21 protein-coding genes, 1 tRNA gene and 2 pseudogenes are annotated in these 25,649 nt (G+C 49.6%); 7 read left to right on the top strand and 17 right to left on the bottom strand.

Features of this window, described 5'->3' with window-relative positions; translation table 11 throughout:
* Window positions 1–82: 82 nt before the first annotated feature.
* Window positions 83–232: pseudogene (locus D9980_RS11385) on the bottom strand (IS6 family transposase); the annotation flags it as partial.
* A 132-nt stretch (window positions 233–364) separates the two neighbouring features.
* Between D9980_RS11385 and D9980_RS11390 the strand changes: the two are divergent.
* From D9980_RS11390 to D9980_RS11400, 3 genes are all read left to right on the top strand, one after another.
* Window positions 365–1,186 (top strand): winged helix-turn-helix domain-containing protein, encoded by an 822-nt coding sequence (locus D9980_RS11390; RefSeq protein ID WP_121607353.1) that lies wholly within the window; start codon window positions 365–367, stop codon window positions 1,184–1,186.
* Window positions 1,183–1,650 carry a hypothetical protein gene (locus D9980_RS11395; RefSeq protein ID WP_121607354.1) on the top strand — a complete coding sequence of 156 codons (468 nt, stop codon included), beginning with the start codon at window positions 1,183–1,185 and terminating at the stop codon, window positions 1,648–1,650. Before D9980_RS11390 ends, D9980_RS11395 begins: the two co-directional genes overlap by 4 nt.
* Before the next feature lie 393 nt (window positions 1,651–2,043).
* Entirely contained in the window at window positions 2,044–2,880 is an 837-nt protein-coding gene (locus D9980_RS11400; protein WP_121607355.1) for a transcriptional regulator, read from the top strand.
* 63 nt (window positions 2,881–2,943) lie between these two features.
* On the opposite strand, the gene D9980_RS11405 is transcribed toward D9980_RS11400, so the two are convergent.
* The 10 genes and pseudogenes from D9980_RS11405 to D9980_RS11450 form a co-directional block, all read right to left on the bottom strand.
* Window positions 2,944–3,402 carry a fimbrial protein gene (locus D9980_RS11405; RefSeq protein WP_162304258.1) on the bottom strand — a complete coding sequence of 153 codons (459 nt, stop codon included), beginning with the start codon at window positions 3,400–3,402 and terminating at the stop codon, window positions 2,944–2,946.
* A gap of 100 nt (window positions 3,403–3,502) precedes the next feature.
* Window positions 3,503–4,000: a fimbrial protein gene (locus D9980_RS11410; RefSeq protein WP_046808377.1), complete on the bottom strand. Its 498-nt coding sequence runs from the start codon at window positions 3,998–4,000 to the stop codon at window positions 3,503–3,505.
* Window positions 4,001–4,053: 53 nt separating this feature from the next.
* Window positions 4,054–4,794, bottom strand: a complete 741-nt coding sequence (locus D9980_RS11415; RefSeq protein ID WP_121607357.1) for a fimbrial protein — start codon at window positions 4,792–4,794, stop codon at window positions 4,054–4,056.
* A 29-nt stretch (window positions 4,795–4,823) separates the two neighbouring features.
* A complete protein-coding gene (locus tag D9980_RS11420) occupies window positions 4,824–5,060 on the bottom strand; it encodes a hypothetical protein (protein WP_121607358.1) in 237 nt (78 codons plus the stop codon).
* A gap of 13 nt (window positions 5,061–5,073) precedes the next feature.
* Window positions 5,074–7,557, bottom strand: coding sequence for a fimbria/pilus outer membrane usher protein (locus D9980_RS11425; protein ID WP_238393705.1), 2,484 nt, complete (start codon window positions 7,555–7,557; stop codon window positions 5,074–5,076).
* A gap of 156 nt (window positions 7,558–7,713) precedes the next feature.
* On the bottom strand, window positions 7,714–8,385 hold the full coding sequence (locus D9980_RS11430) for a molecular chaperone (RefSeq protein ID WP_024486155.1): 672 nt from the start codon (window positions 8,383–8,385) through the stop codon (window positions 7,714–7,716).
* Window positions 8,386–8,662: 277 nt separating this feature from the next.
* A complete protein-coding gene (locus D9980_RS11435; protein ID WP_024486156.1) occupies window positions 8,663–9,184 on the bottom strand; it encodes a fimbrial protein in 522 nt (173 codons plus the stop codon).
* Between the two features lie 269 nt (window positions 9,185–9,453).
* Entirely contained in the window at window positions 9,454–10,008 is a 555-nt protein-coding gene (locus tag D9980_RS11440; protein ID WP_121607360.1) for a LuxR C-terminal-related transcriptional regulator, read from the bottom strand.
* 38 nt (window positions 10,009–10,046) lie between these two features.
* Window positions 10,047–10,436, bottom strand: a complete 390-nt coding sequence (locus D9980_RS11445) for a winged helix-turn-helix domain-containing protein (protein WP_121607361.1) — start codon at window positions 10,434–10,436, stop codon at window positions 10,047–10,049.
* 768 nt (window positions 10,437–11,204) lie between these two features.
* Window positions 11,205–11,442 (bottom strand): annotated as a pseudogene (locus D9980_RS11450) (cold shock domain-containing protein).
* Between the two features lie 281 nt (window positions 11,443–11,723).
* On the opposite strand from D9980_RS11450, the gene D9980_RS26860 reads away from it, so the two are divergent.
* Complete coding sequence (locus D9980_RS26860; protein WP_370454339.1) at window positions 11,724–11,891, top strand: DUF4942 domain-containing protein; 168 nt, start codon at window positions 11,724–11,726, stop codon at window positions 11,889–11,891.
* 226 nt (window positions 11,892–12,117) lie between these two features.
* Here D9980_RS26860 and D9980_RS11460 read toward each other — a convergent pair.
* From D9980_RS11460 to ompC, 4 genes are all read right to left on the bottom strand, one after another.
* Window positions 12,118–12,205, bottom strand: a tRNA-Ser gene (locus D9980_RS11460).
* A gap of 158 nt (window positions 12,206–12,363) precedes the next feature.
* Window positions 12,364–12,693: an osmotically-inducible lipoprotein OsmE gene (gene osmE / locus D9980_RS11465; RefSeq protein WP_121607362.1), complete on the bottom strand. Its 330-nt coding sequence runs from the start codon at window positions 12,691–12,693 to the stop codon at window positions 12,364–12,366.
* Between the two features lie 79 nt (window positions 12,694–12,772).
* Window positions 12,773–13,189 (bottom strand): VOC family protein, encoded by a 417-nt coding sequence (locus D9980_RS11470; protein WP_121607363.1) that lies wholly within the window; start codon window positions 13,187–13,189, stop codon window positions 12,773–12,775.
* 155 nt (window positions 13,190–13,344) lie between these two features.
* Complete coding sequence (ompC, locus tag D9980_RS11475) at window positions 13,345–14,460, bottom strand: porin OmpC (protein WP_046808380.1); 1,116 nt, start codon at window positions 14,458–14,460, stop codon at window positions 13,345–13,347.
* Between the two features lie 838 nt (window positions 14,461–15,298).
* Here ompC and D9980_RS11480 point away from each other — a divergent pair.
* The 3 genes from D9980_RS11480 to rcsB are packed head-to-tail and all read left to right on the top strand — an operon-like array spanning window position 15,299 to window position 19,817.
* Window positions 15,299–16,450: an MFS transporter gene (locus D9980_RS11480; protein WP_121607364.1), complete on the top strand. Its 1,152-nt coding sequence runs from the start codon at window positions 15,299–15,301 to the stop codon at window positions 16,448–16,450.
* Between the two features lie 21 nt (window positions 16,451–16,471).
* Entirely contained in the window at window positions 16,472–19,174 is a 2,703-nt protein-coding gene (gene rcsD, locus D9980_RS11485; protein WP_121609009.1) for a phosphotransferase RcsD, read from the top strand.
* Entirely contained in the window at window positions 19,167–19,817 is a 651-nt protein-coding gene (rcsB, locus tag D9980_RS11490; protein WP_021178490.1) for a response regulator transcription factor RcsB, read from the top strand. Before rcsD ends, rcsB begins: the two co-directional genes overlap by 8 nt.
* An 81-nt stretch (window positions 19,818–19,898) precedes the next feature.
* Here the strand turns inward: rcsB and rcsC are convergent, their stop codons facing one another.
* Window positions 19,899–22,772: a two-component system sensor histidine kinase RcsC gene (gene rcsC, locus D9980_RS11495; protein WP_121607365.1), complete on the bottom strand. Its 2,874-nt coding sequence runs from the start codon at window positions 22,770–22,772 to the stop codon at window positions 19,899–19,901.
* 171 nt (window positions 22,773–22,943) lie between these two features.
* Complete coding sequence (gene gyrA / locus D9980_RS11500; protein ID WP_024485995.1) at window positions 22,944–25,595, bottom strand: DNA topoisomerase (ATP-hydrolyzing) subunit A; 2,652 nt, start codon at window positions 25,593–25,595, stop codon at window positions 22,944–22,946.
* Window positions 25,596–25,649: the final 54 nt, after the last annotated feature.

The following is a 25,649-nucleotide window of genomic DNA, read 5'->3' on the forward strand; positions in this document are numbered from 1 at the left end:
AGCGATACCGTCAATGACATCAATAACCTGCCCTGTCAGCAGTAATTTCCCCGTTTTGGCCCCGGCCACATTCAAGAACGCCAACCCAACGATGCAGCGTTAAATGGTCAACGACAATACCGCGCTCTGCCATCATCTCATCCAGGTTGTGTAAACGCAGTGAGTAAACCAGATACCAGCGGACGCACTGAGCAATATGCAGGTGACTGAAGACGTTTCGGATCAGTGACATGAGCAGTAACATCACAAAAACCATGTGACCTAACAGCGCCTTAATGCGACATAGCCAAAAATAGTTACGGGACACAGCCTAGTTTTGCACTATAATTAACTTAAATTTAAATAATTAAAATTTTGGTAACGCATGTTAAAGCGATATATTATTGACTCAAACCTTGAGTTTTCCCCACAAAATTCCCAGTTGACTGTTTTAGATGGTGAGAATTTTACTATTACTCTTAACACTCCTGCCAGTCGTTGTCTGGAGCTGCTCATTGAGCGACGTTTTAATCTGGTGCCACAACATGATTTTTATGAGTACGTTTGGGGCGATGAAGGTAAAGATATTTCCGTTAACACACTCTATCAGAACATTGCATTGCTTCGTAAGGCATTAAAAACCATATCAAAAAAATATGAAGTTATGATACTAACAGTCCCTAAGAAGGGGTTTAAGTTCAATGAAATTTTTCCTGTATTAGAAAATTTTGCTGCGGAAGTAGATAACCATTCTTTAACTAGTGACATATCCATAGACTCCCTCACCAGTCACCTTTCTCATGAAGATACCGTTAATGGAAATATAATTTTATTATGGTGGCAGAGAAAAAATAAAAAACAGAGGGTGTCACTATTTTATGTCTTGAGTATTTTGGTTGCCATTACTGCTTTAGTGGCTTTTAACTTCTTTTTTGAAAAGAGGGAGATATATCCATTGTTCTATTACACACCCTATACAGATGGATCTACATGCAGCATATATACTAATGCTAACAATAGTATGTTATCGAGGAGAATTGAAGAGCTTAGCGAGTTAGGTGTCGATTGCGAAACCACACCATACCTCTATATCACTATGTTTAGATATAGTACTCGTACCTCTGCAATTGCGTGCCGTTATCCCTTGGAGAACACCAGTTCACCTTTCTGCATTACTTATAACTTGATTGGGAGTAATGTGAAATGAGAAAAGAATTGCTAGTCCCTGCGGTGTTGGCTCTCTGCTTGCTACCCTTATTGATTTATTACATTTATCCTGACAAAGCAGACAAAATAAATATCTCTTGCAATGGCACATTAGTCACCAAAAATGAGCTAATGTCTAGCAGGGTGAGAGTTTCTATATTATTAACTGGAGCGCGTGGAAGGGTCAACTTTGACGGAGTCATAAGCAATAAAAAAAACGAAAGAATAACTATCCGTAGAGCATCCTCGTTTACACTACATCACTACGGAAGCATCTATGCTATTGATAAATCTATCGTTTCAGAGCTTCCAGGAAACATGGCTTCAACTGATTTATTGACGGGTATGTTTCCCGAGTTCATGTTATTTAATGATAAGGACTATAGGCTTAATATGTACAAAGTAGGGAGTAATGGCTACCTTTTTATGAGTGACAAATTCGTTACGCTTTATTGCATCAGTTAATAAAGCCGTAGTCGTATTTTTATTCGTAATAGCACCAGATATGATGAACATTACCTTTTTCCTGATACAATAGATGGCTGACCCGCGGTATCAACCGAGTGGTACAGATATTCTCACTGGCCTTTGATTTTGATGCAGGTTTTATCCATTCGCCACTGACGATCCACGGTGCGTTTATGTCGGGGAATGCCTTATCCTTTGAGGATAGGTCTGATGACTTAAAAATTACATACAATTGGCATGGCCAAAAGTTGCCACTTTGAATATGCTTAATTGGCAAGCTGTCATGTGATTAAGATCAAGCACCTGTACGTTATAACGAGTACCGGCGGAAGGTATGAAAAACTTGTATTTAAATTTATTTGAATTATGCAATCAAAATCTTGGTGAAGAATGCTAAAAAAATACATCATTGACTCGAGCTTTGAGTTTTGTCCGGCAACATGTCAACTGACTGTTTTCGGTGCTGAAGACTTTATCATTACTCTTCACATACCTGTCAGTCGGTGTCTGGAACTGCTTCTTGAGCGGCGTTTTGATCTGGTGTCCCAACATGATTTTTACCAGTACGTTTGGCAGGATGACGCTAAAAATGTGTCCGTTGACACACTCTATCAAAGTATCTCGCTTCTTCGTAAGGCACTGAAAAACATATCAAAAGAATATAAAATCATGATATTGACGATCCCGAGGAAGGGATTCAAATTTAATCAGATTTTTTCTGTGCAGGAGCAAATTGGTGAGACAATAATTGCGTCTTCTTCAAATAGTGGCGTGCTGATAGAAAATATTACCAAAGCCCTTGGGCATGAAGATAATGTTAATGATCATACAATTTATCCCATGCAGCATAAAAAAAGGGGCAAATTAAAGAGTCTGTATTATTACATGATGGTAATATTGGCTCTTATTGTCATTTTGTGGGTGACTTACTTGGTTTTTAAAAATAAGGAGTTATCTCCATTAAGTTCTTACACACACCACTCTGAAATTTCAGGATGTATCATATATACGGATTCTGCCATTTATGATTTACCTGGGAAAATAAAATCGATTAAAGAGTTAGGAGCAGATTGTAAGGTCACTCCTTATATCTATATCACGGCTTTTAGCTATAGCACTCGTATATCTGCTGTTTTATGCTACACCCCGATAGAAAGCGAAGCATCATCTGACTGCACTACCTATAACTTGATCGGGGACAGCAATGTTCTGCCATCCCGACCTTGATTAGGTTTTTAGCGGACGCCTGTGTCTAATCCAAACGCCTTTTATAACAAACCTGCAGATGGTTCATTGATAAGTAAAGTCGAGCTGCATGGCGCCCCTGATTTGGCCTGCACCCATTTGGCCGGTGCTGTACAACCTGCTGACCAGAGAGAGGGTTGCGGTCTTGCTGGTATTATCCACGGCCAGGGTGACCCGGCTGCCTGGCCCCAGGGTTTGATGAGTATTGCCATCCGCTATTTGTATCCCGACGTAGGGAGCCGAACCCAGGTTGGCATAAAGTGGCACGCCATCTGGCCCGGAGGTCGCGCTCCCCGTCAGTAACACGGTCGCGTGACGCGTGGTTATCGGGCACTGGGTGAGTAAAACCGAGAAAGGCTGCCATTCTCCCACGCTGCCTGCAACCAGAAAATCACGGCTGCGGCCTTGACCAAAATCTATCGTCTGATTGGCGCTGTCAGTGTCAACAACGCAAGGGCTGGCCATCACGTTGCCACTGATAGTGAAATTTGAATCCTCTGCCAAACATCCCCAACTTGACAGTCCAGATAAAAGTAATAGGCCAAGGGTACTCAATTTCATCTTACAGTCCTTTCATCATCAACCAGTGCTTTACTGCCGGGCTTTATCTATAGGTAAAGGTGGCCAAAACCGTGCCCGCGATACTCCCCGGCATCACACTGCCTGTAGCCGAATAGGCACGTGTTTTCAGGGTAAAAACGGCCTGTTTGGTGGAGCTATTTACCGCAACGGATGATTTTTTACCATTGCCGAGATTGGTCCCTGCGTTGTCCGTCAGTTCAATAGAAAGATTGGTTGCCGCGCCGGTATTCTTATAGCGTGTCGCATCCTGCGGATCTTGGGTGCCAGACAGCGTCATATCAACATTGGTGGTTGATGCGGGGCAACTGGCTAACGTGATCGAAAAGGTTTTCCAGGGGCTGTATGAGCCCGCGGTACTCAAGGCGGTCGCCTGAATATCATCCAGTTTAATATTCATGACCGAGTTGGTCGCATCAACAACGCACGGCGAGGCAAGGACATTGCCGGTAATATTAATGGTGCTGTTATCCGCAGCCATCACCAGCGGGCTGGCAAGTAAATATAAGCCGGTCAGCGCCATTCTTGATTTTGATAAATTCATTGATCCTCACAAACTATGCTATTAACGTTGATTTAAAGATAAGTAATACTCAGTGTTGCCGTTGCATTGGCGGACCCCGGTAAAACATTGCTCAGGGTTTGATAATAACGCGCTTTAAAAGGGAAGGTCTCAATACCACCGGCAGCGGTTTTCAACAACAGGCGAGAGCCAATGTTCAAGGGCGTATTGTTATACAAAATCTGCGCACCTACCCCTTTTGCGACCCCCGCACTCCCGGCGCCGGTTAATGCCAGCACGCTGGTATTGGCGGTATCCGAGTTTTGTGTCCCGTTCATGGTCACATTGACTTTGGTACCGGCAGCACAATTGAGCCCCAGGTTAAAATCAACGTTACCCGTTGTAGAACCGACCCCGGTAAAGGCGGTGGCATAGACATTGCCCAACGGGGCAGCCACCGTTGGCGTGGTCAGTGAACAGGCCAGCACCGTCACACTCATCCCGGTAATATTGATCGGGACTTCGGGTTGGGCCCAACTGTTCACATTACCCAGGATAAGTGACGCGACCTTTTGGGTAAGCACACCTGACGACATGTCCCCTATTTTATAAAAAGTGACCGCCGCACCGGCTGTCGCTGTCCTCATCACGCCCACAGTGCTCAGAAATGCTGCCTGGTTCACATTGCCGTCTACATTGTTGCCAACCCCAACCCAGCCAATTCCCGCGGCTTGGTTGGCCTGAATCCCGGCCAACTGTATCCCCAGCCCGGGAATATTGGTTTTATAGAGACGGGCTCCGTCGCCAGTCGACATTCCGGAATAGGGGATCGCCGCCTTGACACCTAAATAGTGCCCCCCGTGGGGTAGGTCCTCCCCTCCGGGCAACTGAATAACAGCGTGATAGGTGAGTAAAACTCCGGCGCTGCCAACCGGGCACCGACGGGCACATCGCGCTGAACAACCAGCGTCGGGGCATTGATCGTGACACCCGAAGATTCGGTGTTACAAGCAAAGAAAGACCAGGCGTGGGTGCTGTATAAAAACACCAGGCCCCCCATCATCTTGACGATATTCTTCATTTCTTGGGTTCCTTTATAAGCAGCGGCCATTCATTATCTGAATGCCGTTGGCCGTTATATCCTGAGAGTGTTGCCTGGCTAATTGATAGCTGACCTGACATTGGCTATCGCCACCTTTCCCCCATTGCACCCCTAGCTTGCCGCTCTCGGCCAGACCGGTCAGATAAACCTGACCCCGGTCTCCGACGATAAAGCCGTTTTCACCCGGGTTGGCGGCGTCGCTGACCGTGGCACCAAACGGCACCGGTTCGCCATTGGCACGGAGCAGCGTCATCATGACCCGCTGACCAATCTTGGTCTGATAGCGGGCAACCACCACCGCTCCGCGCGTCGGGGTGACCGTTTGGCTGGTGAGTTCCAGCTCAACATCATCAGGCAGTGAGGTGGTATCCAGACTGATGGCATTATTGCGATAGGGGCTGATATACGGCACCACCGCATAACCGCGACCGTCGGTTTTCACGCCACGGTTATTATTGATATCGATGCCTTTTGCTCCCGGCGCCTTAACCAACGCGATCGTTTCACCCAGCGACTGGGATAGCGTGACGCCCCCCGCGTGAGCAATGACACCGCCCGCAACGCCATAGTTGATGCGCTGCTGATGACTGTCATAGCTATAGCCGCCATTAATCTGGCCGCTACCGCCATCGTAGCTGGCCATCAGATTGCCATTACCCCGGCCGCCCTGCGTGGCATATCCCTGATTGACTCCCCAACTCAGGTTGTTATTGTCCAACGCCGTGCCGCTGAGACCGACGTTATGCGTGGTCGCGCCCCCTTTGGTATTGCTCATGGCGTAATTCGCCCAGGTGTTACCCATCCAGCGATTGAGTGGGATATTCACGTTAAGCGCCAACACCCTGTCGGTGGCCTCACTGCGTGTGCCATTACTGCTGGCCGCATTTTTATTCTGGCTGTAGTTGATGCCATAGCTCACCCCTTGCCAATTGTTGCTATAGCCGACACCCAGGGATTGCGTCTTCTGGCCGTTGTCCCAATACCCTTCATCAATCAGGCTCAATGAAAGGGAGCCTGCTGACTCACCCAGGCTTTGGCTGATAACCATCTCCGCACGGCTGCGTTTATGCTGCTCGCCGAGCGGAGAGTTATTACTGCTGTAGGTATCCAGCGTTTCCTGCAGGGTATAGAACCCTCGTGTGGAGTAGCGGTATCCGGCCAGGCTAAAATTGGTGCCGGTTTCAACAAAACTCTTGCCGTACCGAAAACGCCATGATTGACCACTGCGGGTGCTGTCATCGGATAAGGTTGACTGCGCCTCGGTAATATCCAGAGAGATGGCGCCGATACGGCCCATGTTCTTCCCTATACCGCCAGCAACCGACTGGTAATGCGCGGCGCCCTGCACGCCGCCGTAGGCCGTCAGCCCCCAGGGCAGACCATAAATAGCGGTCCCCTGCGCAAACGCCGTCTCATCCACGCTGTTGTCTGAAGAACGGTAGTGACCGCCGGTCAGGCTGTACTTCAAGGCACCTTCACGCTGCAACACCGGCACAGAGGCAAATGGCACAATAAAGTTTTGCTCACTGCCATCGGCTTCAGTGACCGTTACGGCCAAATCGCCGCTGCCCGAGGTGGAATACAGGTCATTAATTTCAAATGCCCCGGGTGAGACATAGCTTTGGTAAATGACATAGCCATTTTGCCGCACGGTAACCTGAGCGTTGCTTTTGGCAATGCCACGCACGACAGGTGAATAACCTTTCATGCTGTCCGGCAGCATCTCTTCATCCGAAGCCAACTGACCACCGCGAAACGGCACGCTGTCAAACACTTCGCTGGGAGAGGTACTGTCACCCAGTGTGAGTTGGCTGCGCAGGGCAACAATGTCACGTTGCAAATACGTGTTGATGGAGCGCCATTTGTCGCCGCCTTCATTGTCTCGAGCCCAGGTTGAGTAGTTGCGTAAGCGCCAGGGGCCGATATTCAATCCACTGCGCAAATTTAAAAAGTAACTGTTGTTGCTGTTGCCATCGTCATGGGTTGCCCGGCTGTTAGAACCGCTAAAGCTGTAGTTGGCCAACAAGGCCGAAACACCCTGGTCCCACTGTTCTGGTGGCACATATCCGCGCGCCTGCCGGGCCAGCGCGGCCTGTGGAATGCTGAGGTTAAGCTGCTGTTGACCAAAGCGAAACGCTGTCGAGGCCTGAGGAATGGCCGCTGATATGTCGGCGCAACCGTCCTTGGCCAGCCCTGGGAATGCCGCCACCTTGACACCCAGCTGTTCCAGCTCACCCTGATTAAGGCAAGGCTGCAGGCTTTGGTTGCCGCTGGCATCTTTTACCAGGGTAAAGTCCACTTCACGGGTTTCAATGAATTGGTCATTCAGCAAGATATCGACCCGGTATTTGCCCGGCGCCTGGGTATTGCTTTCTTCAAAGACAGATAAATCAGCCCTGGCTTGAGGTGCGTTACCCAGTTCTAACAAGGCGGGGTCAAAATATTCCCGAGCCTGTACACACCCCATATCCGTCATCAGTAACCCTAACTGACAGAGGATCAAATAACTTAGCCGCGTCAAATGAACGCAGTGCCGGGTCCTGTTTACATATCCCTTGTTCAGCAGCTTTTCCATTTACTCGTTTCCAATATGTTGACGCAGCGGATCTTGAAATTTACCCATCAGTTGGCTTTACAGTGAGGCCTGGTAAGCTTCACTGGTGCCACCGTAGTCATTGATGATTTCCCAACTGACTTGACTCCCGGCACTGACAGCTGGCAGCGTCATGGTTTGTGTGGCGCCGGGGGCAACCATCGGAAAGTCGGGAATATCTTTTCCACCGACTTTCACCGAAAAGAAGGTCACGTAATGGGCGGAGTTGTTGGTGGCTTTCAGGGTATTGCCACTCCGCTGCCATTTGATGTCCTTTGCAGACTGCTCCAGCGTGCCTTTAATCCCTTTTGGGCGATAAATCAGCTTGATGCGCGTCTTCACTGCGATTTGTAACGTGTTATCCCGTTTTTCACTGGATGGAATAGACTTTATGTTCAACCAAAACAGGGACTCTTTATCTTCTGGCAGGTTTCCTCCTGCGCGAACGACGCGTAATACGTTATTCTGCTTACCATCCAGGCGGAATAAGGGTGGCGTGATAATAAAGGGGGCTTTAGCCTCGCCGCCTTCTTGAGTGTCAACCCAGGACTGGATCAAATAAGGTGTTTTGTCGGGATTGCTGACATTTAATGCCGCTTCTTTTTTAGCCCCGTCATAAACCAGGCGAGTCCCACCCACCACCACACCGGCGGTTGCACTAAATGCGGTGGCAAACAAACCCGCCACCAAGACTACTGACAATAACTTCATGTGTACTTCCTATCTGAGAATATGAATAAGCGTTGAATAAAAGATAAGCACGGAGAGAGGGACAGACCGGCTTATGCTTTAGTTAATGCTCATTGCGCGTAATGACACGGCACATAAAAATGACGCGTGGTGTTAATGAAGAACGCGAGCAATGTGGGCTTTTCAGTCCGGGTGCCAAGTGCTGTAAAGCCGGGTTGGCGGTCCTGGTTAAAGCAGGCCGGTATAAATACCGACCTGCTTTTATCAAGACATCTTTGCCAGGCAAAGAAAATCCGGATTAATTGTAAATAATAGAGAACTGCACAGACGCGTTCGCAACACCGGGTTGGATATCGGCGCTCAGCGCTTTATAACGTGCGGTGAAATTCAGGTCGGTTTCAGTACCTACGCCCGCGGTCAGTGCATAAGGCGCGGAGTTGGTGAATAAATTAACCACCTTCTGGCTGGCGTCAGACAACTCAATGCCTACGCCGCTTGCGCCACCTGGGGTCAAGGCCAGCACGCTGTTGTCATTGTCAACGCTGTTCCCGTCAAACTTGACGGTCGCCGTTGTTGCTCCCGCAGGGCAGTCTTTCAACACCAGCTTGAATTGGGTTGCGGAAGAATAGCTGCCTGCACCGCTAAACGAGGTTGCAGCAACTTTACCGAGTGTTACCTGCAGGTTTTGCGCAGTGCTGTCGACGATACAGGCAGAATCCGTGATTTCACCGACAAAATTTACCGTGCCATCGGCAGCATAAACGGACGATGCCAGAACACCGGAAGCAACCAAGGCGAGTGTAATTAAAGTCTTTTTCATTTTTAAATCCATTAAAGTATGTGATAAGTACATATTGGCAAACATATTGTTGCCCGGGTGGTATAAACAACCTCACCATTGATAGCGCATTAGTATTTCGCCCATGTAACAAGGCTATACTTTTGAGCAATCATTGCATCAGGTTGGTAAAAATAGTGTCATCTTATTTAAGTCAACTACAGCATCTACAAAACTCCTTTTATTGCAATTGCCGGAAACTTATCCAGCAACAGATATCCTCCGATAATTTAAAAAACATTCACAACCGGTTAGTGAGATCTTTGCATTTGTAGTCTGTTCTGATAGCTTCCGTAGATCAGTATGGCCCGTGAATTTAACCCCGTGAGACCCAGTTTCTTTAATGCGTTCAACTTATGGGCGCTGACAGTTTTTTCAGATATTCGCATTTCTCTGGAGATGGCATGGTTTTTTTTACCTTTTAATAATTTATCCATGATCTCCACTTCACGAAGCGTCAGATCTTTCAAACAGTCCTTTACCTTCAGATTCAAGATGTATTTTATGATGCGTGGAAACTCATGTGTCGCCGTTTTTTTTGACAGAACACCATCAGCCCACATATCGGATGGCGTGTTCCCATCAATCATTTGGATGACACGCCTGTTCTCGACCCCAGCAAACAACAGTACATTATGGATCAAGTTTCTATTGTTTGATGACAGTAGAATGATGTCGTTCTGCTGTGAGTTAACAGGGCGATTAAGTTTATGTATATCAATGGTGGCCACTTGGTATCCAGAGTGCGTCAACAACGCTTGAGCCCCCAATACAAAATAGCTATCATCAGAAATTATAGTAATCATACATTAAGTTCCATTGCTCAATATCAGGATCCTTTCCCCTACATTTTTTCACCATAAATCAATGTGATGATTTCTTTATCAATAATGTAACCCTGAGCCCTCACGCGCACAATAAAGTGAGCGGAAATACCAAAAGCACAAAGCTTTTGACTCAGTGTGTTGATGACTTGCCACAGTCGTTGTCTGGATGAACTCAACCCTTGAGCATCCCAAACATTTAGCATGATATCATCATCCTGGATAATGTGTTGTTGCGCATTATCCAAGATGTAGATTAATAATTGCATCATGGTTTTTCTTAAATGCACGACTTTGATGCCAGAGGCTTCTTTATTTTTATCAGAAACCATATAGACCAGGCATTTATGCCGTATATCCACATAGATATCGCAACCAATGCGATAGCCGTATAAAGTCCTTTTCCCCATATGTAAAACCTCGAACAACGTGCGCTATCATACCCCACGACATACATCCTGATTAAGAGTGGCCATTCTAAGGCTATGAAATACGTCTTTTCAAATTGATTTGAAAGAAAGAATTTAAACCCACACCCCATCATATAAATGGTTTTTTACTCCATATATCACAAGTAAATTCTCACTTCTAACTACCATCATTCACTAACACGATACGATATCTCGAAGATCTCTTGAGGTCATCAATAAAACATATGCAATATGTTTTTCATGTTTTTTAGTTAAAAAAACTATCTTTTCCTGCGTAGTTATCATCATGCAGACATCGTTGCACTTATCTCGCTTCTCTTGTGACAGGAACTGTAATGCACGTCTTTTCCTAGTCTGTTGCCCGCCATCCGTGGTTCGCTGTGAAAAATATTACGATCCAAAAGATACCAATGATAGCTAAATCCGTTAAATCAGAGTCTAAATCAGACTAGGATTGTTCTTATGGGTTGATTGCAGGGGAAATTACAGTTGAATAAACCAAGCACACTAATCAATATCCGATTGAAATATATGAATAAAAACATAACAATCCCCAGTTGGTTGAATTTGATGCACAATAACTGGCCTTTGAGGTTTACTCATGGCTAGCGTTCATATTCACTGTCCCCTTTGGCAGTCTGCTGTGGCCGTAGGCAGAACCCGAAAAGCTGTGACAGACTTTGTTGTCACGTTTTTCTGTTCGCATGCCCCCCATGAAGCTCGTAAACAAAACGAGGACAGTCCCTTTCATTCGCCAATATGCTTAAAGGGGACTAACAGGGGGAAATCATTACCAGCGGAAGAACCTTTGGTACCACTTTCAATATAAAACCCCACTTCTCCCTTCATCTAACATTTTAAAATCGTTACTTTGGACCACAGATAAATGCACGAAGACATCTTTGCTGCCATCAGCAGGAGAGAGAAAACTAAAACCTTTCACTGCATCAAACCATTTTACTAAACCAGTCACTTTATCAGGCATGGAGACTTCCTTTAATTTAGAGCCACTCAATGTATCGCGGGATGCTGCAGCAGACATCCTTATCCTTTTTGTAGTTTCGATCCCTCTGGGCCGTATAGTTTTGGCCGCCGGAAAAATCTGGGATTCCGGCGTAGAACCCCGTCTAGCCAATCCGTGCAAAATGAGTCAGTATCTGGCGGAATTTTTTCGACATCGCAAATGACGATCTTCTGAATATATTTATCTTCGACTAACCGCTGGCTGATAATCGTAGCGATATCACCACGCGACTCTATGAACATATCTGTGCCAGTCGGCAAATGGCGAAGGTGTATGAAGATGAGTATTTTTCGATCAAATATTGTATGAAGGGCTCGGCACATCTGACGTTTAGGAAACCGGGGCTGGTTGAGAAGATGAATGACATCGTGACAAAACATTTTCCAGGGATGTCAGCATCACGATTATGATGGCGGAGAACAGATTAGCCTCCCAATCTCACCCTGCTACCTCTCCTACCCTTGACCATCAATGGAACCGGAAGAGCGCACAGTGAATGACGGGTCCCTCAAATACCGGCCCAATACCGGGTAAGCAAGGACAAGGACAAGGACAAGGGCAGTCAACATTCAATGGCATACTAAACATCGGCACAAACAAAAAACCCCAAGCTCTTACGAGCTTGGGGTTTGTATTTGGCGGAAGGACAGAGATTCGAACTCTGGGAGCTGTTACACTCGACGGTTTTCAAGACCGTTGCCTTAAACCACTCGGCCATCCTTCCAATGGGCGCAGATATTAACGGTACCGTCATGAAATGTCTATCGTTTTGACGTAAAAAAATGCGTCAAAACGCTCGTTCGCTTAAATTTCAGGCCGATTGCGGTTAAAAAAACCAGAGCCCCGCATCAGCGAGGCTCTTTTCGGACAATAAGCAGGCAGTTATTTAGGTTGGGTATCGTACTCTGAACAACTCTGATAACCCTTGTTCATCACGTGGCCCGTGTCGTTGAAGCTGACAAAATAGGTTTGAGCTTTACCATCCCGTGGTGCCACGGCATAAGTATCACAGGTACCCTGCGCATGGATCAGGCTGGCTGAGGTTGATGGTGGCCCGGCAATTGCGCGTACTTGCTGTTTCGTCATCCCGACTTTTACATCGCTTACCACAGGCTCGTTAACATAGCTCGCGGCCCTGTCGTAAGTGGTACACCCAGTCAGTACGGTAAATATAGCCGCAGTGCATCCGGCCAAAACCAGTTTCATTGTCATAGCTTATCTCCTTAGCATGCTTATTGTTATCTAAGTGTAGAAGCTAAAAGGCTTTTATGCCAATAATGCGTTGCCGCTGTTAATAGTTGGCCCAGATACCCGGCGTCACCAGTTCCAACAGATGACCATCCGGATCGCGGAAATAAATACTCTCTGCGCCCTGCTCCCAACGCATACGCCCTTCTATCTCAACACCGTGTTCGGCCAACTGCTGCTCCCACAGGGGTAACTGGGCCTTGCTCACGGCCAAGCCAAGATGTTGTGGGCCGCTGCCGTCATGAGGAGGAATATAGCCTCCCGGATAGTGAGCACCGTTCAGCGAATCTCCGGCAACAAACAGCAGCAACACGCTTTGATCGGAGATGTTATAGGCCCGGAAACGATCGTTCGCGACCATCGCTGGCAGTTGTAACACCTGCTGATAAAAGGCTGCGGCACGTTCGATATCGTTAACATACAGCACCGTCTCAATCACACGCTCAATCTTAAGTTCCATACCAACCTCCTGATTTATCAATTTATAAACAGGGTAGGCAGGTACGGACTCAGCAGAATAGCAATCAGTGCCGCGTGAAGATCAATCTGTGCGGCTGGCGAACGGGCAAAAAAAAACGCGGCCCGAAGGCCGCGTGGTCACATTCACGGTATTGCTTAGAACTGGTAAACCAGGCCTACAGCAACCACGTCGTCGGTATTGATACCGGCTTTGTCGGTAAATGTGTTGTCGTCCAGCAGGTTGATTTTGTAGTCAACGTAGGTGGACATGTTTTTGTTGAAGTAGTAGGTCGCGCCCACATCAACATATTTCAGCAGATCTTGGTCGCCGTAACCGCCGCCAATGTCCTTGCCTTTAGACTGCAGGTACGCCACGGAAGGACGCAGGCCGAAGTCGAACTGGTACTGTGCAACCACTTCAAAGTTCTGTGCCTTGTTCGCGTAACCGTACAGAGAGCTATTGCTGTTGCCGAAACGGGTAGCATTGTAAGACTGGGTATACATTGCTGCCAGATAGACGTTGTTGGCGTCGTATTTCAGACCGCCGCTATAGCCTTCGGCTTTGTCACCACGACCCAGAATGGAAGAGGTGCCGTTAGGGCCACCGTTCTGATCGTTGGTACGGTCAGAGCTGAAGAATGCACCGGCAGCACTGATGCCATAGCCCAGATCGTAGGATACGGACATACCGTAGCCGTCACCGTTCTGGTTCAGGACATCACGGCCATTGTTGCTTTCTTCACCGTTGCCGTTTTTACCCTGATACTGCAGGGCAAAGTTCAGGCCATCAACCAGACCGAAGAAGTTGTTGTTACGATAAGTCACAACACCGCTGGTACGTTGGAACAGGAAGTTGTCCGCGCCATAGGTATCGCCACCGAACTCAGGCAACACGTCGGTCCATGCGCCGATGTCATACATCACACCGTAGTTACGGCCGTAATCCAATGAGCCGTAATCGCCGAATTTCAGACCAGCGAAGCCCACACGGGTGAATGCGTCATTTTCGTCTTCAGTTTTGTTCAACTGAACCTGATATTCCCACTCACCATAACCGGTCAGTTGATCGTTGATCTGAGTTTCGCCACGCAGGCCAAAACGCATGTAAGACTGATCGCCGTCGGTTTTATCGTTGTCGGAAAAATAGTGAAGACCATCGATTTTACCGAACAAATCCAGTTTATTGCCGTCTTTGTTGTAGATTTCTGCTGCACCTGCTGTGCCTGCCATCAACAGAGCTGGGACGATCAGGGAGAGTACTCGAAGTTTCATCGTTATTATCCTCTTAATTATGTCGAGCTACGGCCACTGCTCTTCTGAGCATTATTAGCGCGACTGTGAATCACCATTCTGGTAACAAGGGCTATATTAATCCAGAAAGAAAATGATACCAAGTATCCGATAGTGTTTCATACCTATATTTAAAAGTTTCAAAATGTAAATACTGGCGAACTTTAACAAAACATTACCGACAAACAAAATAAAGCACCGAAAGATAAAAAAATAAATTAAACCTTACAAAACAATGCAATATACAAATCTTTATAAAAATAAATATAACAGTACAAAAGTATCAAACAATAAGCACGTTGTGCCAAAAACCGTTGCAACGCCTGGCGCTATAATCATCCCGCTATCATCATTATTTTCATTATTACCTTCATTATCCGTATGATAATTTTTGTAGTTACGACCGGCCTCTGGCCGGTTTTTTTATACCCAAAAATCAGCTAAAAAATCGTCAAAATAAAGCATTTAATGCACAAATTTAATCACAAACAGATATCATAAACATGGTAAATCACCGCACTAATAGCTAAATTACCCCTAAAAAACCACCAACAAATTAACCAATGAATAATTTGCCGCCGCTCATCGTTTAAATAGCCAGCAATCACATACAAAATAGCAATAAATCCTGCATCAATTCCCCCGATAATATATTTATTACCTTGAGAAACTATTTCACCCTCATCAAAGAGTGATCTAACACTGCTCCTCCCCCTGATGGGCTACACGGTTAACGCGAATCCTTTCGACCCCGATCACAGATTGTGATAAAAACAGGGGTTCATTTAAGCCACTATCCAGAGCCGATCCCGATACCGACATGACAGTCACTTGCAACGAACAAATTAAGCCCGGTGTGCCCGAGCAGAATGCAACCCGCCTGGCCTTTTTTATCGCCGGACTGGCGATGGCCACCTGGGCACCGCTGGTGCCTTTTGCCAAAACGCGTATCGCCATAGATGACGGTTCATTAGGCCTGCTGCTGCTATGCATCGGGGTTGGCTCGATCATGGCAATGCCGTTGACAGGGCTATTGACCGGCAAATTTGGCTGTCGCCGCGTGATCCTGCTGGCGGGTATCGCCCTGTGCATCGATTTGCCACTGCTGGTGCTGATGGACTCCACCTTGGGGATGGCATTAGCCTTACTGCTGTTCGGCGCAGCGATAGGTATGATTGACGTGGCCATGAACATTCAGGCCGTGGTGGTCGAACGCGCCAGCAATCGTGCCATGATGTCCGGCTTTCACGGTTTCTTCAGCATTGGCGGGATAGCCGGTGCGGGTGGCGTCAGCGCCCTATTATGGTTGGGGCTAGGCCCGCTACAAGCCACTCTGATCGCCGTCGTCGCCATTCTGGCTCTGCTACTGATTGCCAGTAAAAACCTGCTGCGTGAAAGCGGCGGAGATAAAGAAGGCCCGATGTTCGTTCTGCCACGTGGCTGGGTGATGTTCATTGGCCTACTGTGCTTCATCATGTTCCTGGCGGAAGGCTCAATGCTCGACTGGAGCGCGCTGTACCTGACCACCATGCGCGGGATGGATCATAACCAGGCTGGGTTGGGGTACGCCTTGTTCTCCATTGCCATGACGATCGGCAGGCTGAATGGCGATCGCGTGGTGAATGCCATGGGCAGATATCAGGTACTGTTGCTGGGTAGCCTGTGTGCGGCCATCGGCCTGGCGTTGGCTATTACCATAAACAGCGCCATAGCCTCTTTGATTGGTTTTATGCTGGTCGGGGTCGGAGCATCCAATGTGGTCCCTATTCTGTTTAGCGCAGCTGGGAACCAACGCGTCATGCCTGCCAACCTGGCCATCGCTTCGGTCACTACGGTGGGCTATGCCGGTATTCTGGCTGGCCCGGCAGTGATCGGGCTAATCGCCCAGGTCTCCAGCCTGACGTTTGCCCTGGCCTGTGTCGCGGCATTACTGCTGATCGTCACAGCCAGCGCCAAAGCGGTCACTCGCTAATTTCAGGAATGCGTAGCCATGTTGCAAGATAGACAACTGACCATAAACTCCCGCTACATCACCCGCAGCTTTTGGCTGTTTGTCGTGCTGCTGGCCATGGCCATTGGGTTGTACAGCTATAACTACACCAACGCCTATCTGACGGAGAAAAAACATGCCGTCAACACCATCGCCAACATGCTGCAAAAGCGTATCGACAGCTACCGCTCTCTGACCGAGCAAATCTACGACAAATTTGGTAATACCGCGTCGCTTCCTGCTGAGACCAACCTGCAGGAAACTCGACTGCGTCCGGATGTATATTATGTTGAGAAGCGACGCAGCAAAACCGATGCGGTCATTTTTGGCAACCACGACAACGCTACGCTGGCTACGGTTGCCAATATCTCGGACTTCCTGGATAACCGCTGGGGAACCGAGACCGAAAACTATGCGATGTATTTTCTCAACGGGCAAGATAACAGCCTGAGTCTGGTGACGACCCAATCGCTGAAAGACCTGACCTCCCGGTTGAAAGAAAACTACCTGACTACGTCGGTGTCAGACCGCCGCACTGAAATGCTGCAACAGGCCAATATGCTGGACGAACGCGAGAGTTTTTCCGGCCTGCGCAAACAGCGCTTCCAGAACGCCTATTCGTTTTCGATCCGTACCACCTTTAACCAGCCGGGGCATTTGGCCACGGTGATCGCCTTCGACCTGCCGATTAACGATATCATTCCGCTTAATATGGCCCGCTCCAACTTCCTGCTGCTGCCCGATAATGAAGAGATCGACGACAGCATGGTGCCGAGCGAAACGGCAATTAACGCCCAGGCGGCCCTGAAAGGCAGTTGGGTTGAATTCAGTGTTGCCTTGCCCAACTCGCCGTTGCAGCTGATTTACCGCGTTTCAGCTTTCAATCTGGCGATTGACCTGCTGCGCAATAACATCTGGCTACTGGCGGTCAATCTGCTGTTGCTGACGCTATCGATGGTGGGCATTTATTTCCTCCGCCAGCAGTACATCCGCCCCAGCGAAAATATCGCCGCCGAGCTGGATCTCCAACGCTCGCTCAACCAGGAAATTGTCGCCAGCCTGCCTTGCGGGTTGCTGGTCTATGACTTTGCCGATAACAGCGTGATTACCAGCAACAAGATCGCCGAACATCTGTTGCCACATCTCAGCCTGTCCAAAATTGCCCATATGGCGGAGCAGCATCACGGCGTGATCCAGGCGACGGTCAACAACGAAGTCTATGAGATCCGCATCTTCCGCAGCCAACGAACGGCAGAAACCTATCTGTTCCTGCTCAACGATCAGGATAAAGAAGTGATGGTGAACAAGCGGCTGCAACAGGCCCGCCGCGAATACGATAAAAACGTGCAGGCCCGTAAGTTGATGCTGCATAACCTGGGGATCGAGCTGAATCAGCCGGTGCGGCAAATGCACGAACTGGCCGCGAGCCTGTGCCAACCATCAGATGCCGAGCAGCAACAGACATTGCTTAAACAGCTCAACCTGGCTTCGGCATCGGTATTGGATCTGATCGACAATATCACCCTGCTCACCAGGCTGGAGACACAGGATTGGCAGCCGGTACGTCAACCTTTCAACCCCACTGAACTGCTGGATGAACTGCTGCTGGACGTGCTGCCAGCCATCAACCAGAAAGGGCTGGCGCTGTTCAATCACGTTAATCTGGACGTCAACCAACAGTACATTGGCGATGCTGGCGCACTGCGCAAAATCCTTTCATTGCTGCTGCGCTACGCCATCATCACCACCGCCTACGGCAAGATCACCCTGGTGGTGGAACAGGAAGCCGATCGCCCTGAACACCTGGTATTTCATATCAATGACACCGGCACCGGCATTTCCAATGAGGAAATCAGCAACCTGACCTACCCGTTCCTCAGCCAAACGCTGGTCGATCGCTTCGACCACGGTTCTGGGCTGACGTTTTTCCTGTGTAATCAGCTGTGCAAAAAACTCAATGGCCAGTTGGATATCCGCAGCAAAATCGATATCGGTACCCGCTATACCATTCGCGTCACTATGGAGCAGGAAAAAACAGAGGAACAGGCGACGGAGAAGTTACTCGATGGGGTAACGGCGCTGCTGGATATCACCTCCGACGAGATCCGCCGTATCGTGACTCAGCTACTGGCGGGCTACGGGGCCAACTGCATCGTGGCCGAGGAGCACCAAAACAGCCGGGAATATGATGTATTACTGACCGATAACCCGCAGCAGGCCGACAACTATACGTTGCTGCTAACCAGCGATGAAGCGGGCTGGCAACAGCTTGATAAAGGCTATATTCGCGTCAACTATAACCTGCACAATGCCATGATCGACGCTGTTCTGATCTTGATAGAACACCAGATGGCGGCACAAGAGCTGGAAGAAACCCCTGTAGGATCGCTGGCAGAAAGCGCCCAAGTGTATGAAAAACAATTGAGATCAAGTGATTACTATGGTTTGTTTATTGATACAGTACCCGACGATATCAAAAAACTGTATACTGAGGCGGGCAGCGGTGATTTTGCAGCGCTGTCTCAAACCGCACACCGCCTGAAGGGCGTGTTTGCTATGTTAAATCTGCTTCCCGGAAAGCTTCTGTGTGAATCGTTAGAACAGCACATCGCGGACGGTGATGCGCTCAAGATCGAGAATAACATCAGTCAGATTGATTTTTTCGTCAGTAGACTGCTGCAGCAAGGTAGCCAACAACATGAATAACCTGAACGTAATTATTGCCGATGACCATCCTATCGTACTGTTTGGCATCCGGAAGTCACTTGAGCAAATTGAGTGGGTGAATGTCGTTGGGGAGTTCGAGGACTCTACAGCACTGATCAACAATCTGTCCAAGCTGGACGCCAACGTCCTGATCACCGATCTTTCGATGCCGGGTGACAAATATGGCGACGGCATTACGCTGATAAAATATATCAAACGCCACTATCCGCAATTGTCGATCATCGTTCTGACCATGAACAACAATCCGGCCATTCTCAGCGCGGTGTTGGATCTGGACATCGAAGGCATCGTCCTGAAACAGGGTGCGCCTACCGATTTGCCAAAAGCGCTGGCCGCATTGCAGAAAGGCAAGAAATTCACGCCAGAGAGCGTCTCGAAGCTGTTGGAGAAAATCAGTGCCAGCGGTTACGGTGACAAACGCCTCTCTCCGAAAGAAAGTGAAGTGTTGCGTCTGTTCGCCGAAGGTTTCCTGGTGACTGAAATCGCCAAAAAACTGAACCGCAGCATCAAGACTATCAGTAGCCAGAAGAAATCAGCCATGATGAAACTGGGTGTTGATAACGATATCGCACTGCTCAACTATCTCTCCTCCGTCAGTATGACGCAGTTGGATAAAGACTAAAGTTCAACGGGTGCAGCATGCGGCACCCCTGAACCAACATTGTTATCAATCTAAAGGGCGCTCTTAGGCGCCCTTTAGTATTTATACCGTTTGCGACTCAGCCCTAAGCCGCCGTACCCGTTGACTGTAATATCCCAGCGACTGCTCCAGCGTCTCCAGCGTGACCGGTTTCGACAGGCAGTTATCCATCCCGGCCTCAAGACAGCGCTGTTTCTCTTCTGCCAGCGCATTAGCCGTTACGCCAATCACCGGGGCAGTGAAATTCGACTGGCGCAGGCAACGTGTCAATTCATAGCCATCCATATTCGGCATATTGACGTCAGTCAATACAATATCCACCGCATTGCGTTCCAGTACGCTGAGCGCATCGACACCATCATTGGCGGTAATCACCTGATAGCCCAACGATGACAGCTGATCGGACAGCAAGCGCCGGTTGATCGGGTGATCGTCCACCACCAGCAGGCGAATATCCCCGTTATCGGCACTATTGGCCTTAACCGGTAACGGCAGTTGCACCAACGCCTTATCGCTTTCGGTAACCACGCCAAACAACCGGTTCAACAGCAGGATGGCATCCCGTGGCGTGGAGGTACTATGCAGCCAGTAACCCGGGTGCGTTTCCAATGACGGTCCGATGTGCGCAATGGAGAATTCAATCTGTGCCAACAGCGGGGTATCCTCCTGCAAAGGATAATCGCTGAGCAGAACATCCCCTGCTGCGGTTTGCTGCCCCTCATAACGTAATACCGTGGCGCCGAAGCCGCCAAGGATCGCCTGCAGATAGCTTTCCAACCGCTGATTACGAATTTGCAGCCACAGGTTTTTGCCCTGCCAGGTATCGCTGGCCTGCGGCGTCGGGAACTGCGCCCCAAACAACGGAATGCGAATGGTAAACAGGCTGCCGAGGCCAGGCTCGGACTCCACCGCGATATCACCGTCCATCAGGTTGATCAGTTTTTCACAAATCGCCAGCCCAAGCCCAGTGCCCTGGAAATGGCGCTGCACCCCGCTGCCAACCTGGAAGAAGGGATCAAACAGGCGCAGGACCTCTTTTTCTGGAATGCCGACGCCGGTATCGCGAACGCTGAACTCCAGATAGCTGTCACGGGTGCAGACCTGCAGGATAATACAGCCGGTGTCGGTAAACTTGATGGCGTTATTCAATAGGTTAGACAAGACCTGTTGCAAACGCACGGGATCGCCATTGATACGTTCAGGCACACCTTGTTCAATAAAACAGTACAAACCGAGCCGCTTTTTCACCACCAGCGGCAAGTAGTTGCCCGCAATGTGAGTAATGACTTCGAGGCAAGAAAACTCACGGGGTTCTATCTTCAACTGCTCCGACTCAATCTTGGAGAAGTCCAGGATGTCGCTGATGATCTTCAGCAACAGCCCCGAGGAGTTGTTCATCGCATTGACTAGGCGATCAACCCCTTGCGGCAACGCCTTGGTCTGCAGCAGATCCAGGTTACCGATAATCCCGTAGAGCGGCGTGCGCAGTTCATGACTGACGGTGGCCAGGAACATCGATTTGGACTGGCTGGCCTGCTCCGCCGCCGCGGCCATTTCCTGCAGCGACTCTTCCATTTTGACGCGAGCACTAACGTCAACCAGCACGCAGATAGCCACGTCCTCATTGCGGTAACGGGAATGCACAAAGCTGATTTGCAGATTGTTGTTATTACTGGTCATCACATCTACAAAGTTGACCTGCTGTTCGCAGATAATGCGTGTAATACGATCCCGATCCTCGTTGGTCAACAGGTTGATATAGTTATGCGCCAGTTCATTACTCAGGATGTTGGTACCATCACTGATGCGCAGAATGCAGATACCCACCGGCGCCGAAGCCACGATTTTGCGGTTGAACTGTTCATGCTCCTCCAACCGGAAGGCATTCTCTTCCGCTGGCAGGAACATTTTGCGTTCGAACAACCACGCCAGGCTGAACAACACCACGGCTGACAACAGGTTAAGCAGCACCGCATTGAGGATCAGTACCTTGAAGCGCTCCACCACGCTCTTCACCGGCAATGAATACACGATGCTGAGCGACGAAGGAGGCAGCGCCTTCTTCATGATTAGATCCTGGTAACTGTCGACATAGCCAAAATAGGTGTGTTCCTGCGGATAAACATTGAGCGAAGAGGCGTAGCGATCGCCATTGGCCAGTCGCAGCACCGATTCGTTGTTCTCATCCAGCAGATTAACCCCCACTGGCAAGTTGCTGGTGGTGACAAAGTCCTCCAGGCGGATCGTCTGTTCAATCCCCAGCAGCGCTTCCAGCTTGTTGCCGACATAGACCGGCGTCATCACATACAGATAACCTACATCAGACCGCTGCTGGCTGGGGCTGATCCAGTAAAGGTTATTGTCTTTCTCCGCGCTGTTGGCGGCGTTACGGTATTTAAGGATGCGCTCATGGAGCGCCTTGAGCACGTTTTGCCGATCGGTGATGCCGTTGCTGCTACCGAATTCCGTCATGCACAGGCTGTCACTGCCGATAAAAAACACCCGGTTCAAATCATAGGCCGCGACAAAGTTTTCTTTCCAGTATTGGATCAGACTGTTTAACGAGGTGATCGAGTCACGGTAGTTGGAATTCAGCGCACAGTTGGATTCCGGGTACAGCGGTTTCATCTCCGGCTGGCTGTCTTTGCCATTCATCATGCCGGTGAACAGCTCGAGGCTCCCTACCGTGCCGTTGAGGCGGTTTTCCGCCATGTATTTGATGTCGCGGATGATATCCGCCGAGTGGCGAATGTAGCCCTGAGCCTGGTCAAAGTTGAGATTATATTCCTGCCTGATATCCGATTCTTTCTCATGCACGATATCCAGGATATAAAACGTGGTCAGCAGCGCACCCAGCGACCACAGCATGAACGCCAGCACCCGAAACAGATAGCGGGAAATTTTTAACGTGGTACGGAAAGAGGCTAAGTATTTCAAGCAGGTACCATGCCAGAGTAAGAGGTGACGAGCATAATCATAGCAAAACAACGATCCCGTGCAGCATCGACAAGTGATTACAGTAATTAAACCATACAACTGAAAAAGGGCCTAGCATCGCTGCCAAGCCCTTTTTGATCCACCCAGATTATACGGCCAAGGCCGTGTTATTTAGGCGTTCTCGTCATCCACATCGTCTACGGCGCCGGTATCCTCATCACCCTCATCGAGTGGTGTGGTATCTTCTTCCGCTTCTTCCGCGCCCGGTTCAAGGCTATCAAGCTCTTCATCTTCAACCGGTTCAGCGACGCGCTGCAGGCCGACGACGTTCTCGTCTTCCGCAGTACGGATCAGGGTAACACCCTGGGTGTTACGGCCAACCACGCTGACTTCCGCGACACGGGTACGCACCAGCGTGCCTGCATCGGTGATCATCATGATTTGGTCGGTAGTTTCGACCTGCACAGCCCCAACAACCTGGCCATTACGCTCGCTGACCTTGATGGAGATAACCCCTTGAGTCGCACGTGATTTGGTCGGATATTCCGTTACCGCAGTACGCTTGCCGTAGCCGTTCTGCGTCACGGTAAGGATATCGCCTTCACCGCGTGGAACAATCAGCGAAACTACACGATCGCCTTCGCCGAGGTTGATACCGCGTACGCCGGTAGCGGTTCGGCCCATCGAGCGCACCTGCCCTTCTGGGAAGCGCACCACTTTACCGTTGGCAGAGAACAGCATCACTTCGTTGCTGCCGTCGGTCAGGTCAACACCAATCAGCTCGTCACCCTCGTTGAGGTTAACGGCGATGATGCCAGCGCTGCGTGGGCGGCTGAACTCGGTCAATGCGGTTTTCTTCACGGTACCGCTAGCGGTAGCCATGAACACATGGCGGCCTTCTTCGTATTCACGTACCGGTAGAATGGCGGTGATACGTTCGTTGGCTTCCAGCGGCAACAGGTTGACGATTGGCCGGCCACGGGCACCACGGCTGGCTTCAGGCAGTTGATACACCTTCATCCAGTACAGGCGACCACGGCTGGAGAAGCACAGGATCGTGTCGTGGGTGTTGGCCACCAGCAGACGATCGATAAAGTCTTCTTCTTTAATACGGGCGGCTGACTTGCCTTTACCACCGCGACGCTGCGCTTCATAGTCGGTCAGAGGCTGATACTTCACGTAGCCCTGATGCGACAATGTCACGACCACATCTTCCTGGTTGATCAGGTCTTCGATGTTGATATCAGACGTGTTGGCGGTAATTTCGGTACGGCGCGCGTCACCGAACTGATCGCGCATGGCCACCAGTTCTTCACGGATCACTTCCATCAAGCGGTCTGGGTTTTCCAGAATAAAGATCAGCTCAGCGATGATGTTCAGCAGCTCTTTATACTCGTCCAGCAGCTTCTCGTGCTCCAGGCCGGTCAGTTTCTGCAAGCGCAGATCCAGGATCGCCTGAGCCTGTTGCTCGGTCAGGTAATATTTACCGTCACGTATACCGAACTCTGGCTCCAGCCACTCTGGGCGTGCAGCGTTGTCACCGGCACGTTCCAGCATCGCCCCGACGTTACCCAGGTCCCAAGGTTGCGCGATTAACGCAATCTTCGCTTCTGCCGGAGTCGGCGCGCGGCGGATCAGTTCGATAATCGGGTCGATGTTGGCCAACGCAATGGCTAACGCTTCCAGGATATGGGCACGGTCGCGGGCTTTACGCAGTTCGAAAATGGTACGGCGGGTCACCACTTCACGGCGGTGGCGCACAAATGCACGCAGAATATCTTTCAGGTTCAGCAACTTTGGCTGGCCCTGATGCAGTGCCACCATGTTGATACCGAAGGTTACCTGTAGCTGAGTCAGCGAATACAGGTTATTCAGCACCACTTCACCCACGGCGTCACGTTTGACTTCAATCACGATGCGCATGCCGTCTTTATCAGACTCGTCACGCAGCGCGCTGATGCCTTCAACACGTTTCTCTTTCACCAGCTCGGCAATTTTCTCGATCAGGCGCGCTTTGTTCACCTGATAAGGAATTTCATGCACGATGATGGTTTCGCGGCCGGTTTTAGCGTCCGCCTCTACCTCGGCACGGGCGCGGAGATACACCTTGCCACGGCCGGTACGGTAGGCTTCCTCAATACCACGACGACCATTGATGATTGCCGCCGTCGGGAAGTCCGGGCCTGGGATGTGTTCCATCAGCCCTTCAATGCTGATGTTTTCATCCTCGATATAGGCCAGACAGCCATTAATAACTTCAGACAGGTTATGCGGCGGAATGTTGGTCGCCATGCCCACGGCGATACCAGACGAGCCGTTGACCAGCAGGTTCGGGATCTTGGTTGGCATAACGGCCGGGATCTGCTCGGTACCGTCATAGTTTGGCACGAAGTCGACGGTCTCTTTTTCCAGATCCGCCAGCAGTTCGTGGGCGATTTTCGACATGCGAACTTCGGTATAACGCATTGCTGCGGCGGAGTCGCCGTCCACAGAACCGAAGTTACCCTGGCCGTCCACCAACATGTAACGCAACGAAAACGGTTGGGCCATACGGACGATCGTGTCATACACCGCGCTGTCACCATGCGGGTGATACTTACCGATCACGTCCCCAACGACACGGGCCGATTTCTTGTATGGTTTATTCCAGTCGTTACCCAGTACATTCATCGCGTACAGAACGCGGCGGTGCACCGGCTTCAGTCCATCACGAACATCTGGCAACGCACGGCCGACAATAACGGACATCGCGTAATCCAGATACGAGCTTTTCAGCTCTTCTTCGATATTTACCGGTGTGATTTCTCTGGCAAGGTCGCTCATGGAGCTGCTATCCCTCATACTGAATGATTCATCTGCCTTGGCGTAGTGCCAAAG

The sequence above is a fragment of the Serratia sp. 3ACOL1 genome, assembly GCF_003668775.1.
In the GTDB taxonomy this organism is placed as follows: Bacteria; Pseudomonadota; Gammaproteobacteria; order Enterobacterales; family Enterobacteriaceae; genus Chania; species Chania fonticola.